The 15,098-nt window shown below is 43.0% G+C and carries 17 protein-coding genes and 1 pseudogene; 5 read left to right on the plus strand and 13 right to left on the minus strand.

Going from position 1 to position 15,098, the window contains the following annotated elements:
• Positions 1 to 31 precede the first annotated feature (31 nt).
• Positions 32 to 643, plus strand: coding sequence for an HAD family hydrolase (locus LT679_RS04770; RefSeq protein ID WP_232176008.1), 612 nt, complete (start codon positions 32 to 34; stop codon positions 641 to 643).
• Between the two features lies 1 nt (position 644).
• Here LT679_RS04770 and LT679_RS04775 read toward each other — a convergent pair whose 3' ends face one another.
• Both LT679_RS04775 and LT679_RS04780 read right to left on the minus strand, forming a co-directional pair.
• Positions 645 to 1,334, minus strand: coding sequence for a hypothetical protein (locus LT679_RS04775; RefSeq protein ID WP_232176010.1), 690 nt, complete (start codon positions 1,332 to 1,334; stop codon positions 645 to 647).
• Between the two features lie 7 nt (positions 1,335 to 1,341).
• Positions 1,342 to 1,953: a hypothetical protein gene (locus LT679_RS04780; RefSeq protein WP_232176012.1), complete on the minus strand. Its 612-nt coding sequence runs from the start codon at positions 1,951 to 1,953 to the stop codon at positions 1,342 to 1,344.
• 134 nt (positions 1,954 to 2,087) lie between these two features.
• On the opposite strand from LT679_RS04780, the gene LT679_RS04785 reads away from it, so the two are divergent.
• The 3 genes from LT679_RS04785 to LT679_RS04795 all read left to right on the plus strand — a co-directional run bounded on the left by LT679_RS04785 (position 2,088) and on the right by LT679_RS04795 (position 4,479).
• Positions 2,088 to 3,107, plus strand: a complete 1,020-nt coding sequence (locus LT679_RS04785; protein WP_262909235.1) for a threonine aldolase family protein — start codon at positions 2,088 to 2,090, stop codon at positions 3,105 to 3,107.
• Positions 3,108 to 3,263: 156 nt separating this feature from the next.
• Positions 3,264 to 3,968 (plus strand): Crp/Fnr family transcriptional regulator, encoded by a 705-nt coding sequence (locus LT679_RS04790; protein ID WP_232176014.1) that lies wholly within the window; start codon positions 3,264 to 3,266, stop codon positions 3,966 to 3,968.
• Between the two features lie 130 nt (positions 3,969 to 4,098).
• Positions 4,099 to 4,479, plus strand: a complete 381-nt coding sequence (locus tag LT679_RS04795) for a response regulator (RefSeq protein ID WP_232176016.1) — start codon at positions 4,099 to 4,101, stop codon at positions 4,477 to 4,479.
• A gap of 21 nt (positions 4,480 to 4,500) precedes the next feature.
• On the opposite strand, the gene LT679_RS04800 is transcribed toward LT679_RS04795, so the two are convergent.
• The 3 genes from LT679_RS04800 to LT679_RS04810 are packed head-to-tail and all read right to left on the minus strand — an operon-like array spanning position 4,501 to position 7,261.
• Complete coding sequence (locus tag LT679_RS04800) at positions 4,501 to 5,544, minus strand: adenylate/guanylate cyclase domain-containing protein (RefSeq protein WP_232176018.1); 1,044 nt, start codon at positions 5,542 to 5,544, stop codon at positions 4,501 to 4,503.
• Complete coding sequence (locus LT679_RS04805; RefSeq protein ID WP_232176020.1) at positions 5,544 to 5,927, minus strand: response regulator; 384 nt, start codon at positions 5,925 to 5,927, stop codon at positions 5,544 to 5,546. The genes LT679_RS04800 and LT679_RS04805 overlap by 1 nt, the downstream gene beginning before the upstream one ends.
• A gap of 14 nt (positions 5,928 to 5,941) precedes the next feature.
• Positions 5,942 to 7,261, minus strand: coding sequence for a sensor histidine kinase (locus LT679_RS04810; RefSeq protein WP_232176023.1), 1,320 nt, complete (start codon positions 7,259 to 7,261; stop codon positions 5,942 to 5,944).
• Positions 7,262 to 7,444: 183 nt separating this feature from the next.
• Here LT679_RS04810 and LT679_RS04815 point away from each other — a divergent pair, with 183 nt between their 5' ends.
• Entirely contained in the window at positions 7,445 to 8,308 is an 864-nt protein-coding gene (locus LT679_RS04815) for a YitT family protein (RefSeq protein WP_232176025.1), read from the plus strand.
• On the opposite strand, the gene LT679_RS04820 is transcribed toward LT679_RS04815, so the two are convergent.
• The 8 genes and pseudogenes from LT679_RS04820 to LT679_RS04855 form a co-directional block, all read right to left on the minus strand.
• Positions 8,305 to 8,631 (minus strand): hypothetical protein, encoded by a 327-nt coding sequence (locus LT679_RS04820; RefSeq protein WP_232176027.1) that lies wholly within the window; start codon positions 8,629 to 8,631, stop codon positions 8,305 to 8,307. The two genes, LT679_RS04815 and LT679_RS04820, sit on opposite strands and share 4 nt — an antisense overlap.
• Positions 8,632 to 8,683: 52 nt before the next feature.
• Positions 8,684 to 9,379 carry a molybdopterin-dependent oxidoreductase gene (locus tag LT679_RS04825; RefSeq protein WP_232176029.1) on the minus strand — a complete coding sequence of 232 codons (696 nt, stop codon included), beginning with the start codon at positions 9,377 to 9,379 and terminating at the stop codon, positions 8,684 to 8,686.
• 10 nt (positions 9,380 to 9,389) lie between these two features.
• The gene (locus tag LT679_RS04830; protein WP_232176030.1) at positions 9,390 to 9,977 is read right to left on the minus strand and encodes a Crp/Fnr family transcriptional regulator; all 588 of its coding nucleotides are present in this window, start codon (positions 9,975 to 9,977) and stop codon (positions 9,390 to 9,392) included.
• A 49-nt stretch (positions 9,978 to 10,026) separates the two neighbouring features.
• Positions 10,027 to 10,401, minus strand: a complete 375-nt coding sequence (locus tag LT679_RS04835) for a cupin domain-containing protein (RefSeq protein ID WP_232176032.1) — start codon at positions 10,399 to 10,401, stop codon at positions 10,027 to 10,029.
• Positions 10,402 to 10,454: 53 nt separating this feature from the next.
• A complete protein-coding gene (locus LT679_RS04840; RefSeq protein WP_232176034.1) occupies positions 10,455 to 11,078 on the minus strand; it encodes an alpha/beta hydrolase in 624 nt (207 codons plus the stop codon).
• 3 nt (positions 11,079 to 11,081) lie between these two features.
• Positions 11,082 to 12,017, minus strand: coding sequence for a ring-cleaving dioxygenase (locus LT679_RS04845; protein ID WP_232176036.1), 936 nt, complete (start codon positions 12,015 to 12,017; stop codon positions 11,082 to 11,084).
• A gap of 184 nt (positions 12,018 to 12,201) precedes the next feature.
• A complete protein-coding gene (locus tag LT679_RS04850; RefSeq protein ID WP_232176038.1) occupies positions 12,202 to 14,562 on the minus strand; it encodes an ABC transporter permease in 2,361 nt (786 codons plus the stop codon).
• Positions 14,563 to 14,686: 124 nt separating this feature from the next.
• A pseudogene (locus LT679_RS04855) lies at positions 14,687 to 15,098 on the minus strand (phosphoglucosamine mutase); the annotation flags it as partial.

Genomic DNA, 15,098 nt, shown 5'->3' on the forward strand with positions numbered 1-15,098 from the left:
TTGCTACTACCATTTTTATTCATATTTGCGGATGACTGAAACCGAACTGCAAAAGTTACAGAAACTCACCCGGCTATCAACCGGCTATAAAGCTTTTTTATACGATTGCGACGGCACACTTGCCGATAACATGCCTGCCCACAAAGCCGCCTACATTAAAGTTGCTGCGGATGGCGGCTTAGTATTTGACGGCGCCATTGTTGATGAACTGGCCGGCTGGCCGGTGAAAAACGTGGTTGAGGAAATTAACAAGCGCTACAACAGCACTTTTGACCCTGTGACGTTTGCCGAAAAACGCTATCAGGTTTTCTTTGACGAATATTTGGAAAACACCCAGCCTATAAATTACGTAGTTGAGCATTTAAAGGCACATGCAGGTAAAGTTCGTATTGCGGTGGTATCAGGCAGCGGGCGTAAAGCTGTAGAAAAAACTTTAACGCTGCTTGGCATACTTGAAAATGTTGAAGTATTGGTTTGCGCGGGCGAAACCGAGCACGGAAAACCCTACCCGGATCCGTTTTTAACAGCGGCCGAAAAGCTTGGCATATCCCCTGCCGACTGCCTGGTGTTTGAGGATGGCGAAGCCGGCACAACCGCTGCAACTGCGGCAGGCATGAAATGGGTACGTATTGATAAATTGTAACTTATTGTTGCTGTTGCCGCGATGCTTTTACCTTTTCAAAGTATTCTATCAGCTTATCAATATTGTTAAGGTTGAATTTATTTTGACGGATCAGGTTGACCACTTCAGGTTCATCCCCCATAATATCGCACATAATATCGTTAAAGTTTATCGGGGTTAGCAACATCATTTCGGCGGTATTGGCGCCAAAATAATAAGCCGTTTTTTGCCTGTCGCCATTGCCGTTGCCGCCCAGTGAAATGCCTACACCGCCACCTACTCCACCATAGCCACCACCACCTAAACCAAACCCGCCCGACAGGCCCGGCCTGATACCGAAACCGGATTTACCTTTACCGCCTTTGCCGGTATAAAGCTTAATTTCCTCGTTGAGCACTACTTGAACAAAATCCAACTCTTTACCCGCCCACATGGTGTTACCGGGAGCATGTGCCACTACAAAACTATCACGACCAATTGTGAAAGACCGCAATTCACCTGCGCTTAGTTTTATCGGGTTCATTTTATCATCAAGCTTATACTCAATAAATGCTTCCTCTTTTACCGGCCCCTTACCTTTCGGATTCGGGTTAATAAAACCTGTTTGCCTGATTCCTTTTGCATCAGTGAAGCTACCGGCCTGCCATTTTTGGGCATAAGCCGAAACAGTTGTAATGGCAAATAACAATATAGCTGTAAAGCAATTCTTCATTTTCAATTTAATCAATAAGCGATGGTTCTCTACCTGTATTATAAAACACAATCAGTTCGTCAATATCGCCATAACGAAATGTTTTATCCTTTATTTTGGCCGCCACCTTCGGTTTATCTGCCATAATGCTCGCGGTAATTTCCTCAAAATTCTGCATGGTGATCATAGCAAGAGAATTCTCGTCCTGTCCGTAATAATAACCGTTATAACGCTTCAGCGCATCAGCATGACCGCCTATTTCGGCCCCGGTTTCACCGCCAAGCAAGCCGCCTATTATTGACCCGCGACTAAACTTTTTCGGTTTCGGCCTTGACACATAAATTTTGGTTGGCCCGCTTGTAAGTACCTGTACAAACACCGGCTCCCCAATAACCGGCGCATGTGACACCCTAAAGCTATCCTTCTCCGTAACATACGCTTTTATATCCTCGGCGGTCAACTTGCTTTCATCAGCTTTTTTTGAGGGTTTATATAATATATATTTTTCGTCGGCTTTGATGAGGCCTGTATGTTGGGTATTGTTCAAATCATAGTAACATCCCTTTTTCCATTGAGCGGATGCGCTTAAAGTTATAGCTGATGTAATTAACACCAAAGCGGCTTTGTAAAATGATTGCATAAGTTAGGATTTTTATAAATGGACTTCAGCCCTGCGCCTTGGTTTAATTTCAAATGTAAAATCTGTAGTAGGCTAAACAACTTTGCCTGCCATAACTTAGTTTTGCGCTAAATATACCATCTAAATTAAAATTGATGCAAATTACAGTTGATCTTCGTAGCGATACCGTAACCAAGCCTACACCAGCCATGCTGGATGCCATGATGAATGCTAAAATCGGCGACGACGTTTTTGGCGAAGATGAAAGCGTAGCTGAATTGGAAAAAAAAGCGGCCGATATGTTTGGTATGGAAGCAGGCTTGTTTTGCCCGTCGGGCACCATGACTAACCAGATAGCTATTAAGTGCTTTACTCAACCAATGGACGAACTGATTGCCGACCAAACCGCGCACGTTTACCGTTATGAAGGTGGTGGCATCGCTTTTAATTCAGCGGTATCAACACGGTTATTAAATGGTTACCGTGGTATATTGACCGCCGAAATGATTGAGCCGGAAATAAATGCAGAAAATATACATTATCCGCACACCAGCTTGGTAGTACTTGAAAATACTGTAAACAAGGGCGGTGGCAGCTGCTATACACTTGAGCAGATAAAACCCATTGCTGGGCTATGCAAAGAACGCGGACTGAAACTGCATTTGGATGGCGCGCGGATATTTAACGCACTTACGCACACGGGCGATAAAGCTATTGATTACGGAAAATATTTTGACGGCATATCGGTTTGCCTGTCTAAAGGACTCGGTACACCTGTTGGCTCTGTTTTATTGGCCGATAAAGAAACCATTTACAAGGCGCGCCGCATACGTAAAGTAATGGGTGGTGGTATGCGGCAAGCAGGATTTTTGGCTGCTGCCGGCATTTACGCGCTCGACCACCATGTAGAGCGGTTGAAAATTGATCATCAGCACGCACAATTATTGGCTAATGAGCTAAGCAAGTGTAACTGGGTAAGCCAGGTACTACCCGTTGAGACTAACATCGTATTGTTTGACACCTTTGAACCGGCTGATTTAATAGTAAATAAACTTGCTGAGCATGGAATTAAGTGTGGATCTACGGATAAAAACAGAATTCGCTTCGTAACTCATCTGGACATACATCTGCACCACGTTGAATATGCAGTTAAGATTATAAATAATCTCAATTGAAGCTTTTTCTTTTATATCTTTAATTACAAATCATAAATTTCAGTTATCTAAACTTTGCATTTTTTAAACATTAACTCGTTTTAAAATTAAATTTTTAAACTTATTTCTGTTATTCATTAAAAATTATTCAAATTTGAGGTGTATATCCCCCAATGAATGGCAAAAAAAAATTTGATTGGCGAAACTTGCAATTGTTTCTTATGCAAACACAGCCTAAAGGAGTGGCAGGCGGCCATTAACACAAATAAAAAGACCTTTAAAGTAAAAAAAGGCGAAAAAATATTTAAAGAAGGTGATCCGGTGACAGGAGTTTACTTTGTTCACTCCGGAACTGTTAAAGTATACAAGAGATGGGACGCCGAAAAAGAATTAATCATACGGTTTGCGGATGATGGTGCTATCCTTGGTCACCGCGGCATTGGCGGCGATGCAATTTATCCGGTATCGGCGGCCGCTTTAGAGCCAGGCATTGTTTGCTACATAGATATGGACTTTTTTGAGGCGAGCCTGAAAGTAAACCCGGAACTCTCCTATCAGTTATTAATGTTCTTCTCACAGGAACTGCGCGAATCAGAGAAAAAAATGCGTAACCTGGCGCATATGCCGGTAAAAGGCCGGGTAGCTGAAGCACTGATATTATTACAAAACCAATTCGGCACAACACCCGAAGGGTATATCAGCCTTGATTTGAGCCGGCAGGATTTGGCATCTTTTGCAGGCGCTACATATGAGACCGTTTTTCGTGTAATTAATGAACTGGTGGCCGAAAAGCTAATCACCCTTTCGGGCAAGAGCATTGCTATAGCCAACTATGACGGGCTGCTACAACTAACTCAAGAAGGATTGGTGTTTTTGGTATAAGAAATGCTGATTCAGGACGGCCTTGTTAAGCTACTTTGATTTTAATATTATATTTTCCGTTCGGATTCTCAGTCAGGAAACAAATAGTGATAATTGCACGTTATTACTGATACCAATCTGATAAACTGAAATGGTGAAGAATATTTTGATCATTGATGACCAGCCGGAGATGCTGGAGTTGATGACTGACGTGCTGACTCCTGAAGGATTTACCGTTACCGCATTATTATATACTGATAACATTGTACAAACTGTAAACATACACCAGCCGGACATTGTATTGCTCGATCATTTGTTAGCCGGTATAAACGGCGGCGAACTTTGCCGGGAAATAAAGATGCATCCTTTAACAGCCTCTTTGCCGGTTATATTGTTATCGGGCTACCCTCGCCTGCTTGAGGCCTTCGGCGACTATGGCTGCAATGCGTTTATACCAAAACCGTTTGATCTTGATGAGCTCATTACAACCATCAATAACTGCCTTGATAAGAGCGCTTACGCGCACGCTTAACTAAAACTTATATGAGGTGCTTTATTCAAGCACCTCATATATGGTAACCGGCTTAGCCTTATTCTTTAACACCACCTCTCCTATTTTTTCGCAGCTAAAGGATTCCTTTGCCTTTTCGTAAGTGGCTTCGTTTATCAATATTTGGCCCTCTTTTGCGGTAGATTGCAAACGTTGTGCTACATTGACAATATCGCCAATAACGGTATAATCTAATCGCTTAAGTGAAGCGGACCCAATGTTACCTGACACAACCTCTCCAGAATTTATACCTACCGAAACACCAGGCCTGTACTTGCGGTCGCCGGCATCAATTTCCTCTGCCGAACGTATTTGATCGCGAACAGCCAGCGCAGCGTCTATAGCCCTGTCCAAATGATAATTACCTCTGAAAACCGCCATAACGGCATCGCCCATAAACTTATCTACATGTCCGCCCTGCGCAATAATCTCTTTCACAATTTTATCAAACAAGCCATTCAACAAGTTGATTACGGTATTGGGCGGCACCTGCTCGGTAAGCGCGGTAAAGCCGCAAATATCAATAAACATAACCGTTGCATCAACTTGCTCATTGGTTAACAGGCTATTCTCAAACTCCTTGTGCGTCATGAAGTTGAGCACATTTTCATCAACATACATTTTAAGAATGTTGTTCTCTTTAATAGCCTTTATGGTTTCCTGTAATTGCTTAACATGCTGTATGGTTTTTTGCATGGTCAGGTCCAGGTCGTCAAAATCAACCGGTTTACATACAAAATCAAACGCGCCACGATTCATGGCCGTACGTATGTTTTGCATGTCGCCATAAGCTGATACCACTACAGCCTTAAGCGTAGGATTGGCTTCAGGTAAGTGCGAAAGCAGCGTGAGCCCGTCCATTACGGGCATATTAATATCGCTTAAAATAATGTCCAGGTCAGGGTGTTCCTTTACTTTTTCAAGTGCTTCGGCACCATTTTGCGCGAAAATAAACTCGTAGATATTCTCTCTTATCTTGCGGCGAAACTTTTGTTTTACCAGTAGTTCCAAATCCGCTTCATCATCAACTACCAGAATTTTGGCCATTATTCAGCAAGGTTTTTAAGTTTTTGTTTAAGCAGATCAAAATCAAGCGGCTTGGTTAAAAAATCATTAGCGCCTTTATCCATTGCCTGCCTGTAGTTTTCGTCGTCGCCGTAGGCGGTCACCATCATTACAACCGGCGGCGGAGGCGGATCGCCAAAATCCTCACGGATATGACCCAGCAATTCAATGCCGCTCATGCCGGGCATATTAATGTCAGATAAAATCAATACCACTTCCGAATGTTTATCTTCCAGATACTTTAACGCTTCTTCCCCGGAAAGGGCGAAATCAAATTCAACCTCCTGATTACGTATCTCTTTACGGAAGCGCTGCAAGAAAAGCGGTTGTACGTCCGCCTCGTCATCAACTACCAATATTTTCATAAGAAGCTATAAAATTAACTATTTTTAGCCGATAGCGGCAAGCTGATCATAAATTCGGTGTACTCGCCCTCTTTACTTTGCACATCAATTTTGCCGTTATGGCCTTTCACAATGATATCATAACTTAAGGATAGCCCTAACCCCGTACCCTCACCCGTTGGCTTGGTCGTAAAAAACGGCTGCATAATTTTATCCTTAATATGTTCGGGAATACCGGTACCGTTATCCCGCACAAAAATCTCGATCATACCGCGCTTTAGTAAGGTTGCTACTTCTACAACCGGTTTAAATTTCGGATCGCCCTGCTTAACTTTCTGTTGCGTAGCATAAAAAGCGTTAGTAAATAAGTTAAGTAATACACGTCCTACATCCTGCGGTACAACCTCAATTGTAGGCAGGTTTTCGCTGAACCGGGTGAGCAGCTCAGCGTTAAATGATTTGTCCTTGGCGCGCAGGCCGTGGTATGCCAATCGCAGATATTCATCAGCCAGTTTGTTAACGTCTGTAGGCTCTTTAACATTAGTGCTTTGTCTACTGTGCTGCAGCATGCCTTTCACAATACCATCGGCGCGTTTGCCGTGGTGTCGTATTTTTTCTAAATTTTGCTTGATGTCGGCGGCTATGGCAAGTGCTTCGTCCTTGTCGCCTTTTGCGAGTTCCTCTTCCATCTCCTCGATCAATTCGGCGCTCACTTCAGAGAAGTTATTGACAAAGTTTAACGGGTTTTGTATCTCGTGGGCTATGCCCGCGGTAAGTTCACCCAACGAGGCCATTTTTTCAGATTGAATTAATTGTGCTTGCGTCGCCTTAAGTTCTTTGACTAAATCCTGCAATTCGTTACGCTGATTGGTAAGTTCGGACGTCCGCTCAGCCACAATAGCTTCCAGTTCATCCTTTTTTACCGACATCATGCGCAGTTCCTGCTGCTGCTTTTTGGTACTTGCCCATCTCGCAAATATCCAAACAAAGGCAAGCAGCACACCTATCTGAAAAGCGTCTTCGTACTCACCATAAAATTCAGGCGCTACCAGGTCTAAAAAAGCATCCAGAAAACCCATCACTATCAGCGGTATATGGGTGTTTATAAAACCCTTTAACGGTTTAAAGTCAGGTTCCTTCAGTGTGTAGGCAACGATAGCGCCCAAAATAAATGGCCCGAGAAAAGGCGTTATTACATCGGGCATAATTCTGCCAAAAACAAAAAATGATATCGCTACGCCGATGGCTGACCACCGCAGCAGCATATTCCACTTATCAAAAAGCTCGGTAAATTTTACGGAGGTTCGTAAACGCGTTAGCAGCAGAAAGGCACCCAGATAAACAAAAAAATACATATTGAAATAAAGCAGGCCGGTTGTTGATTATGGCTGGCAACCAAATATAACATTTCCGTTTATTAAACCATTAAAGCCTATAAATAGAAACATTTGAATATATTAGCCATAAATTTAATGTATTGCTATTAAAGCTTGCTTTAGTGGATTTTCAATACAAATTTATAAGTACACATTTTACAAATGAAGAACCTGCCACGTTGGTTAATTGACACGGTTTACACAGTTTTAGGTATTTTATTTTGCGGTTTCGCACTCAAAAGCTTTATGATACCTAACAAGTTTTTTGACGGCGGCGTAACCGGTATGGCTCTGCTTATACATGAGCTTTACCACCTTAATATTGCTTATGTAATTGTGCTGGCTAACGTACCTTTTATTATAATGGGCATGTACCAGGTAAACCGGGTATTCGCTTTCCGTACGGTGGCGGCTATACTTGGCTTGGGTTTGTGTCTGCTTTACGTTCCGTATGAACCTATAACATCCGATAAATTACTGGTTTCTATTTTTGGCGGTGTATTTATGGGTATAGGCGTGGGTTTGGCTATACGCGGCGGTTGCGCGCTCGATGGTATTGAAGTACTGGCGCTTTATACCGGGAAACGCATCAGCTTTACTATCAGCGAGATTATTCTCGGTATAAACATCGTTATTTTCCTGATTGCTGCTATTGAAGTTACCTTGCCGACGGCCTTGTATTCTATATTGACCTACTACACCGCATCGCGAACAATAAACTTTGTTATTGAAGGTTTAGAGGAATATACAGGCGTAACCATCATATCATCGGAAAGCGAAGAAGTAAAACGCCGCCTGGTGATGGAGCTTGGCCGCGGTATCACCGTTTATAAAGGCGAGCGTGGCTTTTTAAAGGAAAGCTTTGATGTGAGCCACCCCGTTGACATTGTTTACACGGTAGTGACCCGCCTTGAAGTCAGGCGACTGCGTAACCTGATACACGATGTTGATCCAAAAGCCTTTGTATTTACCAGTACCATTAAGGAAGCGGCAGGCGGTGTGCTTAAACGGCGTGCGAGGCACTAAGCTTGCCCGATAATAAAATCAGCTACCTGTTGCTGCTCATGCTCGGTCAAAAGGTCACCCTCAAAGGTCCAGCTTTTGCCATTTAAGGTTATTTTACCTAAGTAATCCGGATTAAGTTCATCAGGTATATCCGTGTTACTTTCAGTAGTTTCCAGCGGTTCGGTGAATAAAATACTGTCGTTATCACTTGCGTTTTTTATTAAACGGTAGACCCCTGTATCTGTAAGTTTACCATCGGCATCCTTTTTCAATACAGGTTCTATTATCAGTTTTCTGACTGTGCCATCAGATGCCGAAGTATTAAAGGTTGCCGGGTTAATCATGATTATACATTTTACTTTATTAACCAAAAATATCGGCCATCTGTTTTAACAGCTAATCACTATAACGATCATTTCGCCAGGGGTACGCCGTATTTGAATAACCCCGCTCCTCCCAAAATCCTAATTTATCTGCGGATAAGAATTCAATGCGCTTTATCCACTTCGCGCCCTTCCAGGCATAAAGCTGCGGGGTGATCATTCGTACCGGGCCTCCATGCTCATGCGGCAGCGGCTGGCCTTCATAAGTATGCACTAACAATACATCGGGCTTCAAGGCTTCCTGTAATGACACATTGGTAGTATAGGTATCATAACCATAGCACATAATGTGGGTAGCCGTTTCTTTAGGATGCACCAACGCAGCCAGGTCAAGTAGACTTACACCCTTCCAGTGCATGTTGAGCTTTGACCAGGTAGTTACGCAGTGAAAGTCGGATGTATCTTTGGTTTGCGGTAAATCCATAAACTGTTTCCACGTAAGGCGTACCGGGTTTTCCACCTCGCCATCAATGGTTAAACGCCACCTGTCTAAAGGAACATTAGGTTGATAACCGAGGTCAAGCACCGGCCATTTTGAGGTTGCCGTTTGCCCTATGGGGATTACCGGCATACCGTGCCTGTTTGGTTCGCCCGAGCCTTTCGGCTGATCGTCGGCAAGGGATGGCGTGCTGCGCATCTGCTGCTCAAAACGCGCTTTCAATTTCATGCGCGACTCAACAATACGGTTGAGTTTATCCTGATCTTCCATAGCTATAAATTTATTTTTCTGCCCGCAAAAGCTTTGCCATCATCCTGCTAAAAAACTCCGGTGTAACGCCAATATAAGCGGCTATATCTTTTTTAGGTAGCTGATGTATCAAAGTCGGGTACCTGCGGCAAAAGTTATTGTAACGATCTTCAGCCGTAAGGCTTAAATTATCCATCAGTCGCTGCTGGTAAGCTACCAGCGAATTTTCAGTTATGATCCTGAAAAAACGCTCGAATTTAGGCACTTCGTGATATAAAAGCTCCTGCTTTACTTTTGAGAGCAGTAATATTTCGGTTGGTTCAATAGCATCGATATTCAAGGTGCCGGGCTTTTGGCTTAATAGACTATACATATCGGCTATCCACCACCCTGCCGGGGCAAAGTTCATTACATGCTCCAGTCCGTGTTCATCAACCGTGTAGCCACGCAGACAGCCGCTGTTTACAAAAGCCGAATACTTGCAAACCTCAAACTCCTTCAATAAAAATTGCTTGCGTGTTAGTTCTTTTGGATGCAGCAGGCTTAAGAAATATTCCCTTTCCTCGTCGGTAAGGCCAATGTATTTGCCAATGCTTTTCAGTATCAGATCGGTTGACATAGATAGTAATCGCGATAAAAACGCAATATACCACTAAAATCGCCTCCGTTTATTTAAAAATAATGAACAGCGAACTGCGCACGTGCTCCTGCAAGTTACGGCTTCGGTGGCCTTTGCCTTTGGTATCTTCCATCAACAATACCTCACCGGCCGTAAACTGCCGCTTTTCGCCGGTTGATGTTTCAATCTCCACACCGCTATCAAGCAGTACAACGTACTGCCTTTGCGGTGCGGCATGGAAATCATCATAAGTGGGTACTACTTTACGAAAGATCAACTCCTTTACCGCTACCTTCTCCGAGAAATAACCTATCGGCCCGCCCTCATGTAATGGGTAATATACTTCATCAAAACGACTGTCACCGTTTTCATCGGCAAAAACACGGGTTACTTTAAATGCTTCCATCATTTTAATGTTTATCATACTTACGAAACTGCAACGACGTATAAAATGCCAGCAACCTGTCGCGGAGTTTTTTAATGAAACACATATTTATTGGCGAGATCAATCTCCTGCTGAATAATGGTATGCGGACGGCCTTTAAATACCGTTACATTTACATCAGCATTCAGTTTTTTCAATAACTCCACACTTTCTTCAACACGTGTTAGGGGCACATGCGGGTCAGGGTCGCCGGTGGTGATCAGCACAGGGGTTCCGTTAAAATCGCCGTTATATTTGCTTGCATCAAATTGCTGGCCTATCAAGCCGCCGGTAAAGGCTACCGCGCCACCATATTTTTTTGCATTAAGGGCTATATACTCCAAGGTTAAACATGCCCCCTGCGAAAAGCCTGCGAAATAAATTTTTTCGGCTGGAATACCTTTACTGAGGATCTCATCAACCAATTCACCAATCACCCCAATAGCTGAATTTAAAGCAGGCTGATTTAGATCATCAGCCGCCATAAAGCTGTAAGGGTACCAGCTATGGTTGCTGGCCTGAGGACCGTAAATAGCCAAATTATCCGTATTTAATTCACCAGCAAGACTGATGATGTTCTCTGCTGAGCCGCCCCTGCCATGTATCATTATCAGGGCACCGCCGGCTTGGGCAATTGGTTTGCCGGCGGTGATATATTGTTTATGGTGTGTGTACATTACTTAAACTAATTTTGGTAAAGTGGTTTCTAAACTTGCACGGTATTGCTCATATTGTGCAGGCAATTTAAGGTGCTGACCCAATTCTTCAACCGGTTCATCAACCGCGAAGCCGGGGTTATCAGTAGCTATTTCAAATAACACACCACCCGGTTCGCGGAAGTATAATGAGTAGAAATAGTTACGGTCTATCTTCTCGGTAATATGTAAACCAAGCGCGGCTATTTTATCACGATACTCCATCAGCACTTCCTCATTTTTTACGCGGAACGCTACGTGGTGTACAGAACCACCTGCTACATGACCGGCAACTTCTCCGGGTACTTCTACCAGGTCAACAATATTGGCGTTATCAACAGCATCGGTTACAAAACGATAGCGGTTTACGTGCTGCTCCAATAATTTATAACCGAATACATTGGTCAGAATATCGGCAGTTGGCTGCATTTTGTTGGTGGTGATGGTTACGTTATGAAAACCTTTGGTTGCGTTTTCAGCCTTGATCTCATCAGTTTCCCAAGGTAAACGGTTGTCGGCTGTTTTTGATACGATCAACTCCAGTTTCAAGCCGTCGGGATCAAGAAAGGTAAGGTATTGCTCACCAAATTTTTCGGCCACTTTGTTGTAGATTACATTGTGATCTTCGAAGCGTTTTTGCCAAAAATCCAAACTGCCTTCGGGTACTGAGTAACCAATCTCGGTAGCCTGACGTGAACCGCGCCTGCCGGTCATGATATTTTCCCAGGGAAAGAAGGTCAGGATGGTGCCCGGCGTACCTTCTTTATCGCCATAATATAAATGGTATGTTTCGGGATCATCAAAGTTCACGGTTTTTTTAACCATGCGTAAGCCTAAAGTTTTGGTATAAAAATCATGGTTGCGTTTGGCATTGCCTGCTATTGCAGTGATGTGGTGTATGCCGTTGATTGTACTTTCCATAGTGTTTAATATTTAGTTTGTGTTTTGATTTATTGTTTTAACACTACAAATGTACCCCGCATTTTTGCCAGCTGACTTGACATAGGACAAGAAAGTATTTTTTCGATATTTTTTCTTCCGAAAACAAAAAAAGCGATGGTTTTACCCATCGCTTTACATCTTTTATAAGAAGATCAAATCCTTGTTAATCGTTCCTTAAACGTTTAACCGGATTAGCATAGGCCGCTTTTACAGATTGATAACTGACGGTTACAAGCGCTATTAACAAAGCACAGAAACCAGCTATGGCAAATACCCACCAGCTAATAGTTATCCGATAAGCATAATTTTCGAGCCATTGGTGCATGATATACCATGACACGGGAAATGCCACCAACAATGATGAACCGACGAGCTTTATAAAATCGGCAGATAGCATGGCGACTATACTTTGCGCGCTTGCTCCTAACACCCGCCTTACCCCGATCTCCTTAACCCGTTTTTGTATGGCGAATGTAGCCAGACCGAACAAACCCAGGCAGGATATGATGATGGAGATGATTGAGAATATATTGAACAACATGCCCGTACGTTGTTCTGAAACGTATAGCTTAGCGATGTCCTGATCTACAAAACCATAACTGTAAGGATAGTTGGGATACAGATCCTGAAACACGGTTTTTAATTGTGTGATAACGTTACGCGCATTAGTATTCACTCGCATAACTACAAAACCTGCACGACTGTTATGTTTAATTATTAGAGGCTCAATAGCCTGCTGTACGGGCTTAAAGTTAAAGTCCTGTACAACGCCAATAATTGTTCCGGAATTTCCGTTTGTTGTTATACGCTGTCCAATGGCTGTCGTTGGTTTCATACCCATTGCTTTCAACGCGGTTTCATTAATCATATAAGCGTTATCGTCGGCCGGAGAACTATCATTAAAAGACCGTCCGGCTATCAGGCGCATATTAAACGTCTTTATAAAGTTTTCATCAGCCCCAATATGTGGAAATACAGTTTGCTGATCCGGATTTTTACCGCTCCAGGTAACATCAGTAGTACCTGTAGTAAGATAAGTGGGCAGGTGATCAACAACTGTGTAGTTTTTTATCGCATTATTTTGCTGCAAAGCTTGTTTCAACGCACTGTAATTGTTTTTTTGATAACCAACCTGCGGAACTTGCAGATAAAGCAGGTTTTGCTTGTTGAAACCAATATCGCGGCTGCTTATATACTTGAGCTGGTAATTAACCACCAAAGTACTGACAATTAAAATAACCGAAACGGCAAACTGCACAATCACCAAACCACTGCGTAAATATGACAGCTCTCCCTTTGGAGCTTTTACGCCTTTAAGTGCCTTAACCGGATTAAATGAAGACATGAAAATTGCCGGGTAACTACCGGAAACCATACCTACCGTTGTGGCTATAGCCAATAACTGACCTAGCAATTTAATATTCAACAGATTAATAGTAATATTTTTTGAGGCAAGTTGGTTAAACAACGGGAGTAATAACCAGGCGAATAATAAGCCGATGAACAATGATAACAGCGCAACTATTAACGACTCGCCCATAAGCTGCAACACTACATCGATACGGCGTGCACCGATGGTTTTTCGTAACCCAACCTCCTTTGCGCGTGTACTGCCTAAAGCTGTGGAAAGGTTCATGAAATTGATGCAGGCGATAACCAGTATGAATATGGCCGCAATACTGAATATTTTTACATTCTGCATATTGCCTTGCCCTTCAACATCAAGCTGTAAACCGGCAGTAAGATGAATATCGGTTAAGGGTTGCAGTGTGAAGCGGCTTTTGGTATTGGATTGATCGTTCTTTTGATGAATCAAATCAATCTGCTTTTCGAGCGAAGCTATGGACGATGATGTCGCCTCAAAATGCTTATTCAGTTTTACATAACTATAAGCCGAAAAATTACCCCAATCATTCCCGTTAGAAATATTGTAATAGCTGATGGGCAGCAACATACTAAACTGCAAATGCGAATTATGTGGCAGATTTTTAAGAACGCCGCTCACTACATAATCGCTGTTGTAGCCATTTTCAACTTTTAAAGTTTTACCAACGGCATCTTCGGTACCAAAGTATTTAACAGCGGCCGCCGCAGTGATCACCACATGGTTAGGTTGCCCAAGTACATTGCCATTGCCCCGTATCAATGGATAACCAAAGAATTGTAAAAAATCAGCATCGGCGTAGAGAATGTTTTTTTCATCAAACTTTTTATCGGCAACACTAACCGTGGCAGATACAGGCACAACGCGAGTCACTTTTTCAATGGCTGGAATTTGTTGTTGAACAGCATCAACAACCGGCGGTGGTGTTACCGCAGCCTTTGAACCCGATACCTCAGAGGTAAGCCGGTAAATTTCACCCGCGTTAGGTATGAACTTATCATAGCTTTTTTCATCCTGCACCCAAAGCATAATGAGTATGCTGCAAGCCATACCGGTTGAAAGGCCAAAGACATTAAGAAAGGTAAACAGCTTAAATCTTTTAAGGCTCCGAAAGGCGGTGATAAAGTAATTTTTCAGCATGATTCGACATTAACTATATAAGCCCAACCAAACCGATGCCAAATAACAATTAACTTAATATCAGCATCATAACCAAACATAGTGTTCGGTTATGATGCAATGAATGTTCGATTACGGATGGTGTTTATAAACTCAGGATCACCTTCATATCAGCAATGAGCTTTTCAGCCAAGGCAGTTGCTGCTGCCTCGCTTGATGATTCCGAATAGATGCGGATAATAGGCTCTGTGTTCGACCTGCGCAAATGTACCCATTCTTTACCGAATTCTATCTTCAACCCATCTATTGTGCTGTAGGGTTGATCTTGGTATTTTTCTTCGACCTGTTTAAGTAAGTTGTCGATATCCATCCCCGCCTGCAGCTCTATCTTGTTTTTAGAAATATAGTATTCCGGGTAGGTTTTTTTTAGTTCAGATATGGTTTTCTTTTCCTTTGCCAGATGCGTCAGGAACAGGGCGATGCCGACCAGCGCATCCCTGCCGTAGTGCAATTCAGGATAAATGATCCCGCCGTTACCTTCGCCACCGATAATGGCT

The sequence above is a fragment of the Mucilaginibacter roseus genome (genome assembly GCF_021215455.1).
In the GTDB taxonomy this organism is placed as follows: domain Bacteria; phylum Bacteroidota; class Bacteroidia; order Sphingobacteriales; family Sphingobacteriaceae; genus Mucilaginibacter; species Mucilaginibacter roseus.